This window comes from Paenibacillus pasadenensis, from assembly GCF_023715725.1.
Classification (GTDB): domain Bacteria; phylum Bacillota; class Bacilli; order Paenibacillales; family Paenibacillaceae; genus Paenibacillus_O; species Paenibacillus_O pasadenensis_A.
Genome location: NZ_JAMBOT010000004.1, coordinates 120,875 through 142,756, shown reverse-complemented (window position 1 = coordinate 142,756; position 21,882 = coordinate 120,875). Strand labels below are relative to the sequence as shown.

The window sequence follows — 21,882 nt, the reverse complement described above, 5'->3', positions numbered from 1 at the left end:
CCAAAGTGATGGCATAGTTGTGCTTAATATCCGTCTCCGTGAAGAAAACTATGCAGAAAGCCCGCCGGTCGCGTGGACCAGCGGGCTTTTTTATAGGAAGCAGAAGCTTAGAATTGTTCTGCGAAAGTTTTAACTTTGTCCAGACCGTCGCGCAGAATGTCTTGGGCACGGTCTTGGAGTTGGTTGTGGCCTTCGATAACGAGCTCTTGAACGTCTACGCCGAACAGGCCGAGAGCGCCTTTGATTGGGCGAACGGAAGCTTCAACTTGAGCCATTGGGCCTTCGGAATAAACGCCGCCGCGTGCGTTCAGGAGAACCGCTTTTTTGCCTGCGGCCAGACCAACAGGACCTTCAGCCGTGTAGCGGAACGTTTTGCCTGCTTGAGCAATGTAACCAACGTAGTTGATCAGCGGTGCTGGAGCGGTGAAGTTCCAAAGCGGGAATGCAAATACCACTTTGTCAGCGTCCAGGAATTGGCCGACATATTTATTAACGAGGGCAACAGCTTCTTGCTCTTCGCTAGTCAGTTCGAAGCCTTGGCTCGATTTATACATGCCCGTAATCGCCGTGTTGCCGTAGAAAGGAAGAACTTCCTTGTACAGATCAAGCTCGATTACCGTGTCTTGCGGGTGGGAGCTTTTATAAGCGTCCAAGAACGTGTTGTACATTTGTACACTGATTGCTTGTTCTGCCGGACGGTCGTTTGCTTTTACGAAAAGAATAGTAGCCATTGAAATAATCTCTCCTTAGAATTAAAGTGTGACTGGAATAGTGACAGTATAACTCGATAACTTTAAATATGCAACTAACTTTTTTGGAGTTAATGATAAAGATGAAGTTCTGAATGAATCTTCTCCCTTCCTAAGGATTTAAAATCCGACTAATAGTAATTAAATGGAGTTAGAATGAGACTATGAACAGTGACCCTAGTTATAGACAGATAAATAAAAGCACCTTTAGGCCGTGAGTGAACTGTGACCCGTAAGAAAGACACTTTGAAAAAAGTGACCTCCTTGCGGGTCACAGTTCACTATAATATAGAGAGGCACTCTTTATTTCACTACATTAAAATTGGGTTTCATAAATATTTATAATTCTTTTAACCTGTATTATTGATAATAAAATTAAGGATTATCGATATTTTTCTGTTTCCAAAATTAGAAAATTTTTATATAATAGAAAAGATTGTTTTAATTTGTTGTCGAGATAGACGAGGACATCGTAGTTTAAATATGTAATGGGACTTATTCGGTTTAAAAATTTATTTAAGTAGGAGAATCAATAATCATAGTTTTTGATATTAATTTCTTATTTTAGAGAGAGTGAGAACTATGGATTTGATTATAAAAATTATTTTAAGTACAACTTTGATTGTTGTAATAAAATTAACTTCCAAAGTTTTTACATCTAATAATTTTGATAAAATATTTATGCCGAAATCTCAAAAGCTAATTCATAGCGTATTTTTTATTCTGTTAATTTCTCTCATTTTTATTGGCTATGGTGTCGTTTTTTCAGCAATGTATAGCAGTTTTATTGAGTATAAATATAGTGGATATGTAATTTTGTTGCTTTTCATAATGTATATTATATCTCTCCTTTCAATAGCTACTCTGGTTTTATATAAGTGGAAAAAAGACAAGCGCAACATCTATTCATTTGAAATTTCAAAGAAAAAAAGTGAACATTTAATTTTTTTTGCGGTATTCATAAACATGTGTATGTATTCTATCTTTTTACATAGCATATTCAGTGAACACTTGAATAAAAATGAAATAATAGTTGAAGTGTTGAGGTGTACAATTTTCTTTATTTCTATTGCTTATGGTCTAATGAAAGCAAGCTTGTTTTTACAGGGAATTAATAAAAAGAAATGGGGTTATGTCCTATCACCTACTCCGGAAGATATAAATCAAAGGCATCTCCACATTCTTTATTCTTTAAATCAATCAACTTTAGTTCTTTCCGAAGATCCTGACGATAATATTTATCCAAGATCAGTTTATCTTTTTGATATTACAAATGGTAAATATATTTTCTTTAATAGGGTACTAAATATAAAGAAAGAAGAAAATAATAAACACAAAAAATAATATAAAATGTATTTTTGTATTAAGGAGCTATCTATGACCAGTATATTTCTTAGTCATACCAGTATTGATAAACCTTTTGTTGAAAAACTTGCAAGAGATTTGAAAAGATTGGGAATTAATGTTTGGTTCGATAAATGGGAGATAAGAATTGGTGATTCTATTACATGGAAGATTGAGGAAGGAATTAGAGAAAACGAATTTCTAGGGATAGTATTATCACCAGAAGCGCTAAATTCCGAATGGGTTAAAAGCGAACTGGGAGCAGCTTGGGTGAAACAATTGCAAACGAGGAAAGTTTTTATTCTTCCGATTTTGTACAGAGAATGTTGTATGCCTTATTTCTTGGCAGATCGGAGATATGCAGATTTCAGAGGGGAATATCAGGCAGGCTTCAGTGAACTAGCTGGAATATTTGGCGTTGATGAATCGGAAGCTATAACACAGGATAACTGGAGAAAGTTTACTTCAAAAAAGAAAGTTAATTGGAAGAAATTTAAAATTAGAGAATTTGAACATTTAGTAACTACATTAGTGGACAGGGCATATGATTATAAATGGTCTGCATGGGTTGGTGGCACAGCTAATGAATATTCTATTTCTTTTTATAACTCTTATAAGCAAGAAAGAAGATTTATTTCATTTAAATTAGATGGCGTCACTAATGCGTATAAAGTTAGCTTTAAGAACGAATCTAATCCCAATAACCTTAAAGCAAGTGATTATGAAAAGTTTATTGGAAACTCAGTGAATTCCTGTGATGAATATCTATGGAGATATTTAGAAGATTCACTTTCGGCTTACGGTATTTCTAATGGTAAGCCAGTTTATTTTACAGAACGATTTTCAAGAGGCAATGAAATATATGAAGCAGCCATAGAGATGGTAAAAAAATTTAATTGGTACAAAGGAGATAAAATTTAAAGCATTAAATTAAAATAAACCAATAAAATGAATTGTGTAAAGGAGATGCATTTCTTGGCACTATATTATGGTTGTTCGGTATTCGTTACAAAAGGGAAATTTAAAGGTCGAATTGGTTATTTTGACGATGATGAAGTAGACGAGCATGATCAACATATTGGTTTTGTCAGCATAGGTCATCCGCTTTACTCAAGAGAATATGAAATTCCTATGGATAGTCTAAGAGAAATTACAACTGAAGATCTATATAAAAGGCAGGGGGATATTCAAAAAAAAATGTTTGAAATGAAATATTTAAAAACAAAAATATCTGAAAAATCTAAGGTGGATTTACTTACAGAATTTATTTATATTGAATCACTATTTTCGGATAAGTATTTTAAGGCTAGATTTATGAGTGAAGGTACAGGTAAAAAAATATTTATTTCTCATTCTTCATTAGATAAGCCAATGGCTAGGTTGCTTGCAACAGATTTAGTGGAAGCGGGACATTGCCCTTGGTTGGATGAGTGGCAGATAAAAATAGGTGAATCAATTCCAGGAAGTATATCTAATGCCTTAATGGATAGCGACTTTGTTCTAGTCCTACTCTCTAAGAATTCTCTTGAATCCCTGTGGGTTGAACAAGAATGGCAGAGTAAATATTGGGACGAAATTAATGAAAAGAAAGTTAAGATTCTTCCTGTTTTACTTGAAGACTGTAAAATTCCTGAACTTTTAAAGACCAAAAAATATGCAGACTTCAGAGACGATTATGAAAAGGGACTTAGAGAATTACTTATATCTCTTGAATATTGGCGATAAAAGTAAAGGTAGGATATGATTTAAATTTGAATTGGAGCGCTTACTACAGAGTTTGTTAAATTCAAGTCAATACAGTCAGGGATCAGACAAAGAACATATGCGCTTTTACTAAAAGGAAATCGATTGTATTTTATTTGAAATTCAGCCAGTCCGGTAAGGATAAACTGGATTTCTTTTTTGTTCGCAGATTTATAGAAGATTCTTATACTTAAGTTGTGATGATGGGTATTAAGATATCTTGATGTTGGCTGTTTCCAGATCAAGACTTTAAAATGAGAGGAGATAAATATTTGAGTGATAAACCAATAGATATTCTAACTAGATATAAAGAGATAATAATCGTACTTCCGCTTGTTTCATATTTTTTTGGTTTTATTTATGTGCAAGGCATTTATAGTAGCTCTCATGGATTTTCTATTATTAACGATCCTAACTTCATAGCATTTTCTGTGAGTATTGAAACTTATTTGTTTAAAGGATTATATATTCTAATAGCCTTAATAGCACCAATATTTTGTTTGAGTTTACTGCTCTATAATTGGATTGATAAAAAAATTGTTTGGTTAATAAAATCGCCTGTTTTATTTAGCTTTTTCATTCTCAATTTTGTAATATTGATATTCACTAATTTTACATACCCTTTGTCTGATAATATAATGATGATTTTGTTAAGTGTATACTGTTTGGTTCAAATTAAAGTATTTAAAAGTTTGAATAAGTATACTTGTTTTCTAAACCCTAATGTATTTATTTGTTTCTTGTTTCTAATTATTTCGCTACTTATCTTCGTTTTTCATTTCGGGGAATATTCGCAAGAAATAAAATTGTTGAATTATCAAAATGGTGATCTTAATGTGAATGTAATTAGAATTAATTTAGAAAACAAAAGTCATATTGAATTACTTTTGTTGGAAATTAATAAGGATATGATAATAGGCCAAGATAAGAAAGGGAGTTTAAGAATTATTCCAACTAATAAAATAAGTATGATGGAAGTTTTAAAGAAGTAGGACTATTATAGACAGCAGTAAAATATATCTAGGCTTACATAAGGCAACTTGTGTTATGGAACTAAGGAGCTTAAAAGAAATTGGTACACGGCATACTGAACAAATGTGAAGGAAATCATGAGCCGGTCAATCTTTTGGCTAGGATTTACAATCGTTATGATTATTCTATTGATTGTATATATAGCTAGATAAGGTATTGCTCAAATTATGATAATAGTACTAGGAAAAGCTTGATCAATCTGTTGAATACCCTGGGAAAATAAGGTGTGTTGAGAAATACAAAGTCACAATGAATTTAATATGCCCGCATTGTAATCGTACTTACAAACATTGAAGACTTATAAAGACAATGCAATCAACTAGAAAGGGAGGATTTTAGCATATCCCCAATCAGCCTCATTAGGCATGGCTTTACAATATGGAACACTGAAAACGCGCACAAAGTCAAAGTTATATTCCATTGAATAAACGTGGGCATTTGCAGGCACAGGAATTGTGGGATCGGCTTTAGAGTCAGCAATGGGAAAGAAGATACATACGGATATAAGACTAAGAGAAATGTACAAAGGTAAGATCGAATTCACGACATTAGAGGAGAGAATAGAAAGATGGGAAACGATTGGGAGAAGCATCAAGCTGCTTTAGGGTTAGAGAGCGCGCATTAAACTATCGAGCGAGGAATAGTTTAAATTCCAAAATATATTAGTGGTCAGAAATCCAGTATTAAAATTGACGATATTGATGGAACTAGCCCCTGGGGAACACATTATGGAAAATAACATGAATTTTCGCCTTATTGTTTTTACATAAGACCGCACAGAGCTAGAGGCTCCATGCAGTCTTATTTGCTTATTTAAAATATTCCTCAAGAAAAGTTAAAAACTTGCGGGCCGCGAGCGAAAAATAACGCTTTTCCGACCAATAAACGCGGTAACTCCGGTAACAAGCCGGTGACTCGATGCGAAGCAGCTTATAACCGGCATCTTCACCGCCCTTGCAGCCGAACAAAGCTACGCCAAGACCGGTGCGAACGAGGCTGACGATTGCTCCGGGCTCATCGACTTGGCAGACAAATTTCGGTGAAATGCCTGCTTTACGGAAAAAGACATCGTTTAAATGATTCATCACATGCCCTTCCTTATAGCCGATAAACGGGTCATCCCCGACTTCCTTAAGATGAATCGAGTCGCGTTGGGCAAAGCGGTGATCGAGTGGAACGGCCAGATACACATCCTCCTTCAGAACGATTGCTGAAGCTATCCCAGAGAGCTCAATCGGCAATGCCGAAAACCCGATATCAATTCCTCCGGCATCCAGCAAACGCGCCATTTCCGCCGTCGATGTTTGCGTAATTTGCAGGTTGACGTTGGGATACAGCGTTAAAAACTCGCCAAGCGGCTCCGATAAACGATCCAGCGTTGTCATGGCAAGACGGATGCTCCCATACTCCAAGCCCCCCAAATCCGCCACCTCGCGCCGCCCCTCTTCAAGCAGCTCAAGCGCTACGTCGACTTTATCCAGAAATATTTTGCCAAGCGAGTTCAGCTTGATTTGTTTGCCGATGCGGTCAAAAAGCGGAACTCCAAGGTCCTCTTCAAGCCGGGCAATCGTTTTGCTTAACGCGGGCTGTGCGATTCGCAGCTCCTGCGCCGCTTTTGTAATATGCTCCATGCGGGCCACTTTTTGAAAATACCTTAATTGCAGCATCTCCACGGACGGTTCCTCCCCTTATATACTCAATGGAATGAGTTATATATTCAAAGATGTATTTTTATTTATTGATTGTGAGCTATAAACTAACGTTAAGCAAGCAAAAACTTCCAGGTAAGAGCCGATGCAAAGAAAGAAGGCTGGAGATGTGAAGCTACAAACCGAGCGGCAGCCAAGCGGAAAAATCATCTACGTTCTCGCTTTTACGCTGGTCATCTCCGTGATGAGCGCAACCATGTTCAACATTGTGTTGCCCGATATCGCCGAACAGTTCCAGCTATCCATTGCTCAAGTCAGCTGGGTGACATCCGGATATCTGCTGGTTTATGCCATTGGAACTGTGATTTACGGAAAGCTGGCGGATAGGTACAGGCTGAAAAATGTATTGACGGTAGGCTTGACCCTGCTAGCTCTTGGTTCCATGTTCGGACTGTTCGCTCAAGATTATTGGATGGTGCTGCTCGGCAGAATGGTTCAAGCGGCTGGGGCGGCAGTAATTCCAGCAGCGGCCGGAATCATTCCCGTACGTTACTTTCCGGAAGAGCATCGCGGGCGAGCTCTTGGAATTGCGATGACCGGCATGGCCATTGGCAGCGCGATTGGTCCGGTCGCTGCCGCTTTGGTCGTTAGCACGCTGCATTGGCGCTGGCTGTTTGTTATGCCGGTACTGACCTTAGCCGCGCTGCCGTATTACCGCCGATTTCTGCAGGATCAGGAAAGGAAGGGCGGCCGCATCGATTGGCTTGGAGGCGGGTTGCTTGCCGGGGCGGCGGTATTATTCCTGCTCGCGATTACGTACGAGTCCTGGTTGACAGCCATCGGCTGTTTGATCCTAATCATTCTGCTGTTCATACGAATCCGCACCGCAGCAGAGCCGTTTTTACCCTTAGGTCTGATTCAAAATAAAAGGTATTCATTAGGGCTGGCGTTGGCTTTTCTTGCAACCGGAATCGGTTATTCGCTTTATTTTTTGACACCTCAGCTTTTGAAGGCGATTCATGACCTGGACTCCGGCATGACAGGGTTAGTTATGCTGCCAGCGGCGGTGACAGCAGCATTGTTGGGCCGGAAGGGCGGCTGGCTCGCCGATGTTAAAGGCATACCGTTTCTATTTTATTCCGCTTCCGCGCTGCTGTTATTGTGCTTTGCCTGCATGTCCGCATTCGTCGAGCACTCCCCGGCCGTAATCGCTGCGTTTCTGATTTTTGGGGTGGTGGGACAGTCATTCCTCTTCATGGCTTTATCTAACCTGATATCAAGAACACTGCCGAAAGAACAGATTGGCATAGGGATGGGCATGCTGGCGATGTCCAACTTCATAGCTGGCGCCGTGTCTGCAAATGTATACGGGAAAATCGCCGATCAGGGGGCTGGCGTACAGTGGAATTTTATGATTACAGATCCAAATGCATCTGTTTACAGCAACCTATACCTTGTTTTAGGGTTTTTGAATGGATTTATTGTACTGCTCTATCGGTATAAGTTTGGAAAAAGCGTTGGAGTCTACCAGCGGTCAAAATAAGGAGGAGATTGATATGAAAGCAGCTGTATTTTGCGAGATTGGCGGACCTGAAGTGATGAAGGTGATATCGGTTCCGGATCCGCAGGTAGGGCCGGGTCAAGTGAGGGTCCGCGTCAAAACGGCGGGCGTACAGCATTACGATTGCGGAGTGAGAGGCGGCTGGACACCGCCGGGCGTAACGATTCAACTGCCGCAAATCATTGGAAACGAGTTTGCTGGCATTATTGATCAGGTAGGCGAAGGTGTCACGGAATTTGCGATCGGAAGCGAAGTGCTCGGTTTTAACCTGTTGAATTGTTATGCCGAATATGTCGTTGTTGGAGCGGATCAAATTGTGAGGAAGCCGGAGAGCATGCCTTGGGAAGTGGCAGGGGGATTGACAGGTAACGGTCAAGGAGCTTATATCGCGCTTAAAGCGATCGGAGTCGGTCCTGGCGATACGGTTATCATCCACGGCGCTGCCGGTTCGCTTGGCTCTTATGCTGTGCAGCTTGCAAAATTATGGGGAGCAAAAACAGTTATTGGAACGGCGAGCGAGGGCAACCATGATTATGTTCGCTCATTGGGGGCGATTCCAGTAACCTACGGAGAGGGACTGGTCGAGAGAGTGCGCGCGCTTGCGCCGGACGGCGTCGATGCGGCTTTTGATACGGCGGGCGAAGCAGGTGTCCGTGCATCCGTTGAATTGGTGGCGGATAGAAAGCGAATATGCACGTTTGTCGCATACGACATCATTGAGGAACTTGGCATTCCGGCTGTTCGCGGAGTACGTTCTGCAGCGAGACTTGCCGAGCTTGCCGAACTTCATGCCAACGGCAAGCTTCGCACGACAATCCGCCAGACATTCCCGCTTGAACAGGTTGAAGCAGCGCACAGGCTGATCGAGACCAGGCATGGAAGAGGGAAGATTGTTTTGACTATTAGCTAAGTATGGGTTGTCTAAAAGTAGGCCGATTTGATTGAATAGCACTATTAAATTAACGAAGAGACCCTGGCAGAGCTTTCTTGCTCGCAGGTCTCTTTTGCTTTAGATAATGAATTGGAATAGGTGGAAATATATTGTAACATGAGGGGGATTGAAAATGGATAACTGAAGAGGTGTATTCCATGGGATATATTGAAGAGCTTAGAGAAATAGTCGGCAGCCAGCCTTTAATTTTAGTAAGACCAAGTGTCGTAATAGTAAATAATAATCGTCAAATTTTATTAGTTAAGTATCAGGATGGGGCTTGGGGAATTCCCGGAGGTTTAATGGAGCTCGGAGAGTCGGTTGAAGATTGCATTAGAAGGGAAGCAAAAGAAGAAATAAACATTAATTTAGGACCGCTTCAACTATTAGGCGTTTATTCAGGTAAAGAGCTATATGCAAAATTAAAAAATGGACATGAGTATTATAACGTTGTTGTAGGCTACTTATGTACGGAATATACAGGAGAATTAAAAGCAGACGGAGATGAAGTTGTAGAAGCTAAGTTTTACAGTTTAACTGAGTTGCCTGAGAGTACTCAACCGTTCATCAAGGAAAAAATGAAAGAGATGGGGCCAAGACTGGAACAAATCCTAAGAGGTGCTCGATGAAAAGTATTAAGCCATTATACCAATAGGGGGAAATATGGTAATCATAGGAATGATACTTGCAGTATTTATTTTGTTTCTTTCTGGTTTCTTTCTAGGTCAATACGGAGTAATTGTTTTGATTATTATTTTGTTTGGAATGGTGCTGAGTACATTTCAGAAAAACAAAGAGATTTATGAAGATTTAAAAATGATTAGAGAAAAACTAGGGTTATTAAGAGAAGATGAGAAGATACAAAAAGAAAATCAAAAGAATTTAGAAAAATATAATAATGCAGATGAAGGTTCTGAGGTTCGCACCAGAATGGATGAGGAGATAGAAGATGAACTTGAGAAGGAACTTGAGAAGTATTTAACCGAGAGTGAATTTAATAAGGGCAAGAAGGATTGAAATTTATTGTGATTGTCAAAGGAGTTCTCAATGGAGATAAAAAGTTTTAGCTTAAATGAAGTAAACTTTGAAATGATTAAATATGTTGTCATGATTACCGAATATAATGCCTGGAGGGAAGCGCGAGGAAGGCGAGCAGCTGATTCGTGCCGCTTGTCGAGAACTATATGAAGAAACCGGCGCCATTAAATTTGAGCTAACTCCATATGGAATCTATTTTATGAACGGAAGTTACGGAATGAACTTTTATGCAAATATAGAAGAGATCGGCCCGTTACCAGAATATGAAATTCAAGAAATAAAGCTTTGTGACGCACTTCCAGATGGATTGGATTATGGCGAAATTTATTACAAAATGTATGAGGATTGGATTCAGTTAAAAAACAAGCAGTCTTTTAAGAAATACAGAATAGATTTTATTAATCATATTGGAGAATTTAAATTTTGAATGGCCGGGTGATGAAGATGGAAGAGATAAGAGAACTTTTAATAATGAAATTCGACGAAATTCAAAAAAGAATAATTCTCGTATTAGATCAGCTGAACGATGCCGAAGTTAATTGGTATCCTAATGAATCAAGTAATAGTATAGCGAACCTAGTCGTACACATCAGTGGGAATGTCAACGAACGAATTCTAAACGGTATTCAAAAACTAGAGGTTACTAGGCATCGAGATGAAGAGTTTAAAGTTCTTTATAAAACAAAGGGAGAATTAATCCAGATAACCAGACTATCGTTTAAGCAAATAATCGAAACAGTAAAGAGCATGAACAAGGAAGATTGGTTCAAAATGCAGTTAGTACGAAACAAGGAGAGAACTCATCTAGATGTACTTTTCCAGTGTGCAACTCATTTTTCAGAGCATATGGGACAGATTTTTATATTGGAAAGATGATGAGAAACAGTGATTATGTCACAACATCTATACCGAAGAAAAATTGAGCATTTACAGAGAGGAGATTGCAATGAAATTTCCAATAATCGTAGTGGATTTAAATGGAACACTCCTCAATTCAACGAAACAAGTATCAGAGAGAAATTATAATGCCATTATGAATTGCTCAAGAAATGGAATGAAATTTATTTTTGCAACCGCACGTCCTCCAAGGGCGGTGAAGTCGTTTTTAGATGATGTATTTGTTCAAAATAGGCTCATTTATCTACTACAATGGTGCTTACACTAACTGCATACATACAGGGATAAACATTCATATACCGATAGAGTCTCAAATTACATCTGAAGTACTAGAATACTGTCTTAGCTGTAATCCCGACCTCGACTTAAGTATAGAAGTACAAGATCAATGGTTGAGCTTAAAGGAGTATGACTATACGGCTCTTATGAGAGTCAAGGAGCGCCCTATCGTAAAAACATTGGATGAACTAAAACAGATTAACGCGTCAAAAATTCTGTTCACGGGAAACTTGGAGATGATTTCGTTTCAGGAAAAGTTTAAACAGAAGCTGAATATTCTTTCTACAGACAATGGGAGCCTTATACAGCTATCATCGCCCACGGCTTCAAAGGAGAAAACATTGGAAATGTTGTGTAAGGCAATGAACATTCCGCTCGAAGGAGTTATGGTTTTTGGTGATGATGTTAATGACATCGGTTTATTCCAATCTTGCGGATGGGCAGTCGCGATGGGCAATGCTATAGAAGAATTAAAGCAGATAGCAGCAGAAATTACAGAATCAAATGATCATGATGGAGTCGCGTTAGTTTTGGAGCGGCTTTGCAGCTAAATTCTTAATTAGAAAACAAAGCGAACATAGAATAAATTGAGGTAGATATATGTCTATATTTCGAAAAACAGGTTCTAAAACCGTTGGAATCATTGTTGTTTCATGTTTAATATTTGGAATTATATTTTTGACAATTTCAACGTTAGTAACTAATCATATGGCGAAAAATGAAATTAAACGTATTATTAGTGCAAAAGGAGGTAAGGTTTTAAACATTCAAAAAGTAGAATTAGAAAAAAGTCCATTTTTAGATACTATGAACAGCAGAAAGGATACAGGAGGCATTTACCCAAATAAATTTTATAAGATTGATTATATGATGGACAATAAAAAAGCTGTAGCTTGGTATAGAGCGGTAAATGGAATCTTTACTATTAGAGGTAAAACAACAGATATTTATGATGAAGCAATCAAAGAAAAGCCAGAGAATAAAGAACGGATAAGGAGATATGGGGAAAGGTGGATATTTGAATAGTTTTTCTTGGGAGGATCTAAGGTGCAGATAGATTTTGCGACTGAATCAGATTACGAGTACATCCTGGCTAGAGATCAACATATTCATGAGACACTTATACTGCAAAAAATTAATGCAAATGAAATTATGATAATTAGAAAATCGAATAAAGAAATAGGCTGGATTCGGTATGGATTTTTTTGGGACAACACTCCTTTTATGAATATGATTTGGATTGATGAAGAGTTTAGAGGGACTGGAATTGGTAAAAAAGCTGTACTCCAATGGGAAGAATCCATGAAGCAAAAAGGATTCAAAATGGTCATGACCTCTACACTATCGAATGAAGCAGCTCAATATTTTTACAGGAAGCTTGAATATAAGGATGCCGGTTGTTTATTACTCGAGAATGAACCGCTCGAAATAATCCTGACTAAAAAGCTTATATAAAGTAGATTTATTCTGGGGGCAGGCCAATGTCAACTTATTATTAGAAGTCTACAACTTTTACTGAAATAGCAGGGGGAAATTTGCATGTGGAGACATTTAGAACGTGAAGAGATATAAGAAGTCAAAAATAAAAACGTTGATTTTTATCATGAAATAGAAGTATTAGTTAACGAATGGGACCCGATTGAACTTATATCTGGCGGTGCTCCTAAAGATGAATATGATTGCATTTCCGTTCATTTAATTAACCTTTTAAAACAAAATAAATCAATCGAAGAGATTTATGAATTTATAATAAATGAATTAGATGAACACTTTGATATGGGAATAAAAAACACAAATCCAAAAAATTTGAATAGGTTCAGAACTAAACATTTTACATTTAGTGAGACGTTAAAAAAATGGTATCAACAGAACAAAGAGAGATTTTAGGAGGAGAGTTACTTATACCCGGTGCTGGTTAATATTTTTATGAGAGAGGATGAACATTTTGTCTTATCCTTTTGATAGTATTACGGACAACTGGGTCAGCTATAAGACTGACTTGGTGTTATACAAATGGCATAGGCAAATGATACCATATTACGAAAATAATATTGTCCAAAAATTCGACATTGTGATAATCTTCCAAATAAAGGGTATTAAAGAACCTATAGAGAAAAACGGGGAATTTTAAATGAAGAAAAAGACAGCACTACTTGGACTGGTATCTCTTTCGCTTCTCAGATTAAAAGGATTACTTCCAACAATGTAGCCGGTTGATTGACTGGTGATAATCTTATTAAAGAAGTAAGTGAAGGGAATTTGTAAATGTGGAGGGGACAGTAATTAACCCATATAGGTTACTAAGGAGAGTTCCAACTTTAGCCGAGTACAAGAGGCTTTGTGACTCGGTTGGCTGGAATGATTTTATCAATTTTAATGTTGCAGAAGATTCTCTGAAACAATCCCTGTTTGGCGTTGTTGTTCAATATAAAGATGACATTGTAGGAATGGGCAGAGTGATTGGTGACGGAAGAATATATTTTTACATCCAAGATATTGCCGTAATGCCTGAGCACCAAAACAAAGGTATTGGTCATTTAATTATGAAGGAGATCACAGATTTTCTGAAAACTAGTGCTCCAGATAAAGCATTTGTGGGGTTATTTGCAACGGAAGGAAAAGAGTCATTTTATAATAAATTCGGACTTAATGAGCATGAGGGGATGACAGGAATGTTTGGAGTAATGGGTAAAAACCTTCCTAAAATCAAATAAATCGTTATAGAGCATCTGTATAATGATGGTATAATAAGGAAAGAACAGAACCCACCCTAAGGTTTACCTCGAAGGTGGGTTTTTACACATATCGTTAACCGAATTTAATTGAAAGGACAGGACGATGAGCAATCTCACACTAATTGAACCGACTAAACAATTTCAAGAGCAATATATTGAGATGATCGAAGAATGGAAGGTTGCCGAAGAGAAGATGGTTCCTTTTGTACTTCGCTATGACTATGAAAACTTCGATTCAATGGTGAATGAACTAATAAAGTTACGAGATACTCCGCCATATGATGAACAGAAAGTGAATAGTTCAACCTTTTGGCTGATTCAAGATATGTCGCGGGTAGTAGGGGCGGTAAATGTCCGGCACCGGCTGAATAAATATTTAGCTGAAATCGGCGGCCACATTGGTTATGGGATTAGACCGAGCGAGCGGAGAAAAGGATACGCTGTTGAAATCCTGAAACAAGTTTTATTAAAAGCAAGGGAACTCGGAATCTCAGAAGCATTGGTCACTTGCGATAAGGATAACATTGGATCGGCAAAAACAATTTTAAAAAATGGCGGAGTGTTGGATTCTGAAGCCATAGTAAACGGAATTGAGATACAGCGATACTGGATAAGTACCGTGAATAAGGTGTAGGAGGCCGTTTCAATGGAGGTTATATTTATCCGGCACGGGCATGGAGAACATCTTAATGATTATCCAAACCAGCTGAATACGCTGCATCCCGGCCTTACTGAATTTGGAAAATTCCAGGTGAGTCAATTGAGTCATAAATTGGACATTTTCTCCAAGGATTTAGTTCTAGTCAGCCCGACTAAACGAACCATTGAGACAGCTTATATTTTAACGAATCAATTCAACTTTACTGTTACACCACTGGTTGGTCCAAGAATGTTTCCGCAGAATCCGGAATTTTCTTCATTACTATGTGATGAGATTTACTCGAGAAAAGAGATTTTGGATTTGTATGAAGAGGTAACGCTGCTCGATATTGATTTGGATTGCTGGGGTGATGGGATTAATAGAATGGAACAAGGGATTTTTGAAAAGTATGTACACCAATTATTTAATTGGATAGGTGATAGATACAAGAGGATTTTAATTATCGCTCATGATGGGACAATAACCAACTATCGAATTTTTTTTGGTGAGACAGGACTTACTAGAAAAGATTTTTTAGGCGAAGCCGGAATACATAAGATTAAGCTGTAATTTAATATAGGGTCGTATAAATTATTCAGCTTTGAAAGATCGTTTAGAGACAACTTATTGTACTACATATTAACTGAAGATGTATGGGAGCGACCCGAGGTCGGGAGGATTAGCAATGGGAATGGATTTTACAGCCTATATGTCTCACAATTTTGATTCAGCTAAGCTTTTGAATCTATGTGAAGAGTTAAATGAAAATGGTAGTCGTCACGCTTTTCTTTCTGAGTTTATAAATCTCAATGCAAGCAATGAAAATCAAAAATGGAGCTTTGAGCCAGATTATATTGCGGGTACCTCCATTATAAATGGTCCATGCGAAATTACACTAACATTCTCAGAGCATGTATGTTATTTTCACCACTATATTAGGTGGATAAGCTTTTTAACGCATCAAGAGACACAGCAAGCTCTACGGGGTGTTTGTTTTGATCTTATGAGAATTTTAAATGCTGATTTTGTCATTTATGTTCCAGATAATGCAACTATTGAATCGGAAATTATGGACTTTTTATGGGAAGATGAGAACCGAGATATAGAATATATTCGGAATTGGTTGAAAGTTAAATGTGGAGAACCTAAAGAAAAAATACGAGATATTTTTAAACAGTATGAATTTTACTGGGAATCAGAGGGTTACTTTGTGGACCTTTTTAGCGATTTTTAAAATCTATTTAGAAAATAAACTGTACTTTGAAGAAAGCCTCTACTTTTGCTCGCCTTTCATTTGGGGAGATGGTTACGAAAGGATTAGAGTAATTGGACGAGCGAAAGACACGAACAAATTTATTTCATTAATTATGGAGGCTAAATGGATTGAAAGTTGGAGGATTCAAAAAGTATATATTCCCTATATCCTTAGAAGAAACTCTCTTGAAATGGATCGGTGGGACAAAAGCGATTCATCAAAACAAATTATTTTAGAAATGCTGGAATGGCTTCCTGAAAGATCTTTGAAAATTTATGAGGGTCAATAAATAAATAGACTCAAATCAATTATGGTAGTGGGGAAGATTATGACATCAATCATAGGCAAAAGATTAATAGCATTTTTAATAGACTTTATACTCATTTGCATAGTCATGACAGCATTGTTATTCCTGCTTGGCTGGCGGTTCATGTTCAGTTTAGATCATACGGATGAAAGCTTTTACTTGCTCGAGAGGCTATTTTATTACTTAACTGGTATGGGGCTAGTACTAGTCATTTTCAAAGATAGTTATGCTGGGAGAAGTTTTGGAAAACGAATAATGAAACTTGCGATTAAAGACAGCAATGATTTTGGCAAAAGACCAAGCAGCTGGAGACGGATTGCTAGAAATATTACATTAATCTTTTGGCCGCTTGATTTCATTATTATGTTGATTACTGGTACCCGCATAGGCGAGAAATGGACAAAAACTTGGGTAATTTCAGTTGATTGAATTTTACATAACAAGGAGTTACGATGAGAAAATTCGATTGGATCGCGACTTTTATGGTCTGCCTAATCGTTGCGGGAACACTTGTTTTAAGTCTAGAGGGCTATGCTTTAAGTGAGAAAAAAGCGCTAAATAACTTATATCCTGGTAGTGACGGGATTAAAATGTTTGAACAACAGTTTAACAACAAAAAGATTATTATAAGGCAAGGCTATAATGGAACTTACGCAGTGTTATTTGACATAAAGTGGGGTTTCTTGTTTCGCGTTTCCGGATCTGCGTCGTTCAGCATGAGTTTGAATAAAATGATTGAACGAACATGGTCACTATCCAGTAATTCAAATAAAAGGTATGATGCTATATTTGCTGTTAAAGTCACTGACCCGAGTATTAATAAGGTAATTGTAACAAATGAGAATATTGATGATGTCATTCTTAACGATTTAAGCGCAATAAAAAGCAAATCAAATGTGTTTATTGAGTTGCCTTTAAAAAATGGATATGGAGCAGCATATAAAGAAATGGACCCGTCTATCTCAGGTGGTTTTGTATATAGAGGTATTGATGATAAAGGAACAATTAAATTCGTTACAAGGTAATTGGGGGAGGGAGTAACCAATGAAAAAAGATTTAAAATTAATAATTGAGTCATTTTTGGTCTCTCTTGCCGTTATTATGTTGATAGTACTGTACTTCACCGTACAAGGATATATAACGACTAAAAAATATGTTCCAGACGTAACGGATAAATATAATTTACTGAATAAATACAATGATACTAAAAACCTCTCGAGCACGGTCTCATTTGGATCGATTGATCCCTACGGGTGGACTTTTTATTTAACGGTCTTTTTAATTGTTTTTTCATTGTATATTTCAATTCGTTTGGGAATTTGGAGATGGAAGTATCGAATGAGAAATTAAAATAGGGATGCGGCAAATATAGAAAAACGGTACACTTCTGTTGTGAGACCGACGGACCAGACGAAAGGAAGAGGTTCATGATTCTAGAAGTAGCCATGCTGCAGGTTAAGCCTGGAAAGACGAATGAGTTTGAGCATAACTTTAAACGGGCTTCCAAAATCATTTCGAGTATGAAAGGCTATATCGCTCATGAGCTGCAAAGATGCCTGGAAGACTCCAATAAATATGTGTTGCTCGTTCAATGGGAAACGTTGGAGGACCATACCGTTGGATTTCGTAAATCCGCAGAGTATCAGGAATGGAAAGAGTTATTGCATCATTTTTACGATCCGTTTCCGACAGTGGAGCATTTTGAAAAGGTCTTATGAGCAATTTAGTACAATAAGAGGAATTAGATAGTAAAGGTAAACTCAGGATGGCGCTGTTTAATATGGAGACGATTAAAACCAAATTAAATGGTGGATTAATGAAATACATTAAGAATGGGGTCTTGGTTTGGACAAATGAATAAAAAACTAGCTTTAACAGCGGTGCTAATCCTGTTTTACTTTCTAGCCTGTTGGATATTCGATCTTAACAGCACTATAACAGTTATGGATGCTTCCGGACGTTCTTACAATATTGAAAATAAATTGTTGTACAATAAATATTATTTCTATAGCGATGGCTCTGATACATATACCGCGGTTAACCTTAAACTGGATAGAGTTTATTTACTCTGTATAAGTGTCGTCTTCTTAGCGATGAACATAATTAAAAGATTTAGGACAAAATCTAACTTTGGAGCTAGCTAGGAACGGTGGTTAAACTGACCGCAGCGGCAGTCTAAGACTTTGTTTTCAAGTCTTGGTCCGCCGCTGCTTTCACCAAACTTTTAAATCAAAGCCTTTTCCAATAAATCGTAAGCGGTTACAAGGCTTCAAAGGGGGACAGTTATGAAACCACTCGTTAAGATTATGATCGTAGATGACGAAATGCTTGTCAGACAGGGAATCAAACATCTGTTGGATTGGGAACAAGAGGGTTACCAAATCGCAGGCGAGGCTTCTAACGGACTTGAAGCCTTACATCTGATCGATGAGGTGAATCCTCATGTCATTCTGACAGACATCGTCATGCCGGTCATGGGCGGGGAGCAGCTGGTCAAAGCCGTTAAAGAGAAGTATCCCCGTATTGAAATCATTGTTCTAAGCAGCTTTGGTGAGTTCGATTATGTCCGGTCTACTTTTCAAAGCGGGGTTGCGGACTATATTCTGAAGCCGAAGCTGGAAGCCGATTATCTGTTGTCCATTCTAAAAAAAACGACGGCCAAAATGACCGCAGTACCGGCGGGCGGCAGTGATGCGGATCCCGATGAAAGTCAGCTGTTAAAGGTTATGGAGAAATTGATGGCCGGGTATGAATCTGCGCTGGAGCCTAAGCTAATTCAGTCCAAGTTTCCTTATGAACAGTATCTCTTTTTTGGAGCAGATTTGAAAAATAGGCAAGATTCCAGCGAGAAATCTGATCTTGGAAACGAAATAGAGAGAGGGCTTCAAAAGCTTGAGCCTGTCGTCGCCGAATTTGCGCATATGCGGTTGAAGTTTGTGAACGAAACGGTCTTATTTCTGCTTAATATGAACCCTGAAAAATCAAACGAGCTTGTTATGGAGCTCCGGCATCTAATTTCGAGTATGGAGCTTTTTACGAGCGGGACGCATTTTATGATCAGCCAGAACTTCACGGACTTTACGAGGCTTGGCGAGATTTATAAGGACAATTATCTCAAGCTCCTGCGATACGGATTTTTCCTGCAGAACCGCTCTTTAATTGAACATGACCATTTGCCGAGTCTGCCGGACAAACAGCTCGAATTTGAGATGACTGTATGCATGGATCAATTAAAGCGCAAGCAGTACTTGCAGGCCTTCACTGGCTTTTTGGAATACATACACCTGCGTTCCATGGATTATCGTACGGATATTTTTGAATTCAAATCGTATTTGGGGAATTTCATCTTTAACGTGACGACCACGCTTGGAAAAATGAAGGTTGAGACCGAAAGCCTGGAAAAGGCCAAATACGACTATTTTCGGAAAATAGACGAAGCCCGTTCTGCCAGTGAAGCGATTGCCATTGTTGAAGCTTTCATCCATGAAACGGAACGGACGATAGGCGAGACGAATACACTCGTTAACCCCAATATGGCCAGGCTGCTCGAATATATTCAGAAGCACTACGCCGACCCTATCACGCTCACCGAAGTGGCCAGGCAATTTCATTTCAACGCTTCTTATTTATCTAGTTACTTTGCAGCTTACAATGGAGAAGGCTTCAGTGAATACCTCAATAAAATCCGGTTAAAAAAAGCGATGGAGCTGCTCATGACGACGGAACTGACGATTTCCGACATTAGCGCAAGCGTGGGATATTCGGATCAGAGCTATTTCACCAAGGTATTTAAAAAGCAGGCGGGCATCTCCCCGAGTCAGTACCGGAGACAAGACATGCGGGAGATACGGGAATCATGATCGGAAGAACGATGGAAAAGCTACGAAAACAGGGGTTATTTCTGAAGCTGTTTCTCGTAACTCTCATCAGCATCATTGCCGTATCCCTCCTGACGCTGTTCATTACAATCCGCATGTCCGAACAATTATTTCTGCAAACCTTCAGTATCACAAACGGCAAACTTCTTAACCAGATGAAATCAAACCTGGAGTCCTATAATAATGCGATTGCAACCGGCGCCACTCTGTTGTCTCAAAATGCCGCAAGCCGAAGTTATTTATCTAGCGGAGAAACAGGGGCTGTCGCTCTTGCTATGAGAACGTATCAGATGACTGAGGGAATGAAGTCGATTCAATCCAATTTTGGCGCTTATGACGCGAGCATTATGATCGTTGGCGCTAACGGCCGAAGTTATTCAACGGACCCGTGGTATTGGCCTGTCTCGGCCGAGGAGCTGAAAAATCATCCCATTACAAAAGCGACGGAGGCGCATCCTGCGCAAATCTTGTATCAGCTCTACCGCGGCGGGAAGCATGAAGCTAACTCCAAGGAGCCTATGTTAGTCGCATCCAAAGCTCTCTTTGATCAGTCTACCGGAAAAATTTATGGCACCTTGTACGTAGCAATCCGCGACCGGGATTTTAAACCTTTGTATGCCAATTTTACGAGTGAGGGCAATGATGTTGTGTTGTTAAATAAGGAAGGGGTCATTGTATCCAGCAACAGGTCCGAGCTGATCGGGAGTCCGGATGAGCAGCTGCTCCAAGAGGTTGAATCGGAACAGGAAGGGAAGGAAAAGTATGTAGCGGGAAATGAGCGAATTGTGCTGTCGGAATATTTGCCGGAATTCGGATTTTATCTAGTAAACATGATCGACAAAAAAGCTGTGACCGGACAGATGGTGAATGTTAAGGCAGTTACGTTAACAATTATGGCGATCGTTGCGATATCCCTTGTCATCGTGTTTCTGATTACCCGGAGAATGACGCAGTCGCTTCGCATGCTCGTCGGACAGATGTCGAGTATTCCAACGGGCGGATTGAATCATCATGTAGATGTTGCCAACAGCAGTTATGAAGTCAAGGAGCTGGGCAGCGCCTTTAATTTTATGCTTGATTCGCTGCATGATTATATTAATCGCTTGGTGGAAACTCAGAAGCAGCAGCGGAATGCGGAGCTGGCCGCGCTGCAAATGCAGATCAATCCGCATTTTTTATATAATACGCTGGCTTCGATTAAATTTCTGGTGCAGCAGGGCAATAAGGAAAAAGCTGCGGGCACGATCAATGCGTTAATCTCGCTTCTGCAAAATACCGTCAGCGATCTTCATTCCACGATTCCTGTCCGGCAGGAGCTCGAGACGCTGAAGCATTATGTTTATATCAATCATGTGCGATACGGTGATAAAATCCGTGTTCATTATTTTGTGGAGCCGGACAGCCTGGATTATCATCTGCCAAAGCTCATTCTTCAGCCTTTTATCGAGAACGCTTTTTTCCATGCCTTTAATCAAAAAGAAGAGGGCAGCATTTTAATTATGATTGCCGTTCAGGAAGATCAGCTTGTATGCGAGGTTGCCGATGACGGAGACGGGATAGAGCTTGAACGCGCCATATCGGAAGAAGAGCAGCTGCCTGCGCCGATGAATAAAAGGCATTTGTTCTCCGGCATCGGGATTCGCAATGTGGATGACCGAATAAAGCTGATGTACGGCGAGGAATACGGGATCAGTATAACCAGCAAGCGCAATGAGGGTACAAAAATCATCGTTACGCTTCCGTTGACCGGATCCAAAGATCGTAAAAAAACCTGAAAATAGTGCCAAAGCCAATAAAAAAAGCAAATAACAGGACCCAATAATAACACTAAAGCGGACAAAGAT

General features: G+C 38.9%; 25 protein-coding genes. 23 read left to right on the top strand and 2 right to left on the bottom strand.

Annotated elements, in window-relative coordinates; translation table 11 throughout:
- Positions 1-107: 107 nt before the first annotated feature.
- Positions 108-731: an FMN-dependent NADH-azoreductase gene (locus M3223_RS12090; RefSeq protein WP_251561697.1), complete on the bottom strand. Its 624-nt coding sequence runs from the start codon at positions 729-731 to the stop codon at positions 108-110.
- A 600-nt stretch (positions 732-1,331) separates the two neighbouring features.
- On the opposite strand from M3223_RS12090, the gene M3223_RS12085 reads away from it, so the two are divergent.
- The 4 genes from M3223_RS12085 to M3223_RS12070 all read left to right on the top strand — a co-directional run bounded on the left by M3223_RS12085 (position 1,332) and on the right by M3223_RS12070 (position 4,828).
- Positions 1,332-2,093: a hypothetical protein gene (locus M3223_RS12085; RefSeq protein WP_251561695.1), complete on the top strand. Its 762-nt coding sequence runs from the start codon at positions 1,332-1,334 to the stop codon at positions 2,091-2,093.
- A 33-nt stretch (positions 2,094-2,126) separates the two neighbouring features.
- Complete coding sequence (locus M3223_RS12080) at positions 2,127-3,014, top strand: toll/interleukin-1 receptor domain-containing protein (RefSeq protein ID WP_251561693.1); 888 nt, start codon at positions 2,127-2,129, stop codon at positions 3,012-3,014.
- Between the two features lie 54 nt (positions 3,015-3,068).
- Positions 3,069-3,818, top strand: coding sequence for a toll/interleukin-1 receptor domain-containing protein (locus tag M3223_RS12075; protein ID WP_251561690.1), 750 nt, complete (start codon positions 3,069-3,071; stop codon positions 3,816-3,818).
- Between the two features lie 290 nt (positions 3,819-4,108).
- Positions 4,109-4,828, top strand: a complete 720-nt coding sequence (locus M3223_RS12070) for a hypothetical protein (RefSeq protein WP_251561688.1) — start codon at positions 4,109-4,111, stop codon at positions 4,826-4,828.
- A gap of 849 nt (positions 4,829-5,677) precedes the next feature.
- On the opposite strand, the gene M3223_RS12065 is transcribed toward M3223_RS12070, so the two are convergent.
- Positions 5,678-6,541, bottom strand: coding sequence for a LysR family transcriptional regulator (locus M3223_RS12065; RefSeq protein ID WP_251561686.1), 864 nt, complete (start codon positions 6,539-6,541; stop codon positions 5,678-5,680).
- A gap of 145 nt (positions 6,542-6,686) precedes the next feature.
- On the opposite strand from M3223_RS12065, the gene M3223_RS12060 reads away from it, so the two are divergent.
- From M3223_RS12060 to M3223_RS11975, 19 genes are all read left to right on the top strand, one after another.
- Positions 6,687-8,060: an MFS transporter gene (locus tag M3223_RS12060; protein ID WP_251561684.1), complete on the top strand. Its 1,374-nt coding sequence runs from the start codon at positions 6,687-6,689 to the stop codon at positions 8,058-8,060.
- A gap of 13 nt (positions 8,061-8,073) precedes the next feature.
- Positions 8,074-8,988 carry an NADP-dependent oxidoreductase gene (locus M3223_RS12055; protein ID WP_251561682.1) on the top strand — a complete coding sequence of 305 codons (915 nt, stop codon included), beginning with the start codon at positions 8,074-8,076 and terminating at the stop codon, positions 8,986-8,988.
- Positions 8,989-9,167: 179 nt separating this feature from the next.
- On the top strand, positions 9,168-9,638 hold the full coding sequence (locus M3223_RS12050; RefSeq protein WP_251561680.1) for an NUDIX hydrolase: 471 nt from the start codon (positions 9,168-9,170) through the stop codon (positions 9,636-9,638).
- A gap of 34 nt (positions 9,639-9,672) precedes the next feature.
- Positions 9,673-10,026, top strand: a complete 354-nt coding sequence (locus M3223_RS12045; RefSeq protein ID WP_251561678.1) for a hypothetical protein — start codon at positions 9,673-9,675, stop codon at positions 10,024-10,026.
- Positions 10,027-10,132: 106 nt separating this feature from the next.
- Positions 10,133-10,474, top strand: coding sequence for an NUDIX domain-containing protein (locus M3223_RS12040; protein ID WP_251561675.1), 342 nt, complete (start codon positions 10,133-10,135; stop codon positions 10,472-10,474).
- Positions 10,471-10,923 (top strand): DUF1572 family protein, encoded by a 453-nt coding sequence (locus tag M3223_RS12035; protein WP_251561673.1) that lies wholly within the window; start codon positions 10,471-10,473, stop codon positions 10,921-10,923. Before M3223_RS12040 ends, M3223_RS12035 begins: the two co-directional genes overlap by 4 nt.
- A 70-nt stretch (positions 10,924-10,993) precedes the next feature.
- Positions 10,994-11,212, top strand: coding sequence for an HAD hydrolase family protein (locus M3223_RS24490; RefSeq protein WP_353057693.1), 219 nt, complete (start codon positions 10,994-10,996; stop codon positions 11,210-11,212).
- Entirely contained in the window at positions 11,157-11,774 is a 618-nt protein-coding gene (locus M3223_RS12030) for an HAD hydrolase family protein (RefSeq protein ID WP_353057692.1), read from the top strand. The genes M3223_RS24490 and M3223_RS12030 overlap by 56 nt, the downstream gene beginning before the upstream one ends.
- Before the next feature lie 49 nt (positions 11,775-11,823).
- Entirely contained in the window at positions 11,824-12,249 is a 426-nt protein-coding gene (locus M3223_RS12025; RefSeq protein ID WP_251561670.1) for a hypothetical protein, read from the top strand.
- Positions 12,250-12,270: 21 nt separating this feature from the next.
- Positions 12,271-12,678: a GNAT family N-acetyltransferase gene (locus tag M3223_RS12020; RefSeq protein ID WP_251561668.1), complete on the top strand. Its 408-nt coding sequence runs from the start codon at positions 12,271-12,273 to the stop codon at positions 12,676-12,678.
- 827 nt (positions 12,679-13,505) lie between these two features.
- A complete protein-coding gene (locus M3223_RS12015) occupies positions 13,506-13,937 on the top strand; it encodes a GNAT family N-acetyltransferase (RefSeq protein WP_435368015.1) in 432 nt (143 codons plus the stop codon).
- A 124-nt stretch (positions 13,938-14,061) separates the two neighbouring features.
- Complete coding sequence (locus tag M3223_RS12010) at positions 14,062-14,592, top strand: GNAT family N-acetyltransferase (RefSeq protein WP_251561664.1); 531 nt, start codon at positions 14,062-14,064, stop codon at positions 14,590-14,592.
- 12 nt (positions 14,593-14,604) lie between these two features.
- Positions 14,605-15,168 carry a histidine phosphatase family protein gene (locus M3223_RS12005; protein WP_251561662.1) on the top strand — a complete coding sequence of 188 codons (564 nt, stop codon included), beginning with the start codon at positions 14,605-14,607 and terminating at the stop codon, positions 15,166-15,168.
- Between the two features lie 115 nt (positions 15,169-15,283).
- Positions 15,284-15,832, top strand: a complete 549-nt coding sequence (locus tag M3223_RS12000) for a hypothetical protein (RefSeq protein ID WP_251561659.1) — start codon at positions 15,284-15,286, stop codon at positions 15,830-15,832.
- 349 nt (positions 15,833-16,181) lie between these two features.
- Positions 16,182-16,589 (top strand): RDD family protein, encoded by a 408-nt coding sequence (locus tag M3223_RS11995; protein WP_251561657.1) that lies wholly within the window; start codon positions 16,182-16,184, stop codon positions 16,587-16,589.
- Between the two features lie 23 nt (positions 16,590-16,612).
- Entirely contained in the window at positions 16,613-17,185 is a 573-nt protein-coding gene (locus M3223_RS11990) for a hypothetical protein (RefSeq protein ID WP_251561654.1), read from the top strand.
- A 402-nt stretch (positions 17,186-17,587) separates the two neighbouring features.
- Positions 17,588-17,878 carry an antibiotic biosynthesis monooxygenase family protein gene (locus M3223_RS11985; protein WP_251561652.1) on the top strand — a complete coding sequence of 97 codons (291 nt, stop codon included), beginning with the start codon at positions 17,588-17,590 and terminating at the stop codon, positions 17,876-17,878.
- Between the two features lie 567 nt (positions 17,879-18,445).
- Complete coding sequence (locus M3223_RS11980) at positions 18,446-20,020, top strand: response regulator transcription factor (RefSeq protein WP_251561650.1); 1,575 nt, start codon at positions 18,446-18,448, stop codon at positions 20,018-20,020.
- A complete protein-coding gene (locus tag M3223_RS11975; protein WP_251561647.1) occupies positions 20,017-21,813 on the top strand; it encodes a cache domain-containing sensor histidine kinase in 1,797 nt (598 codons plus the stop codon). The genes M3223_RS11980 and M3223_RS11975 overlap by 4 nt, the downstream gene beginning before the upstream one ends.
- Positions 21,814-21,882: the final 69 nt, after the last annotated feature.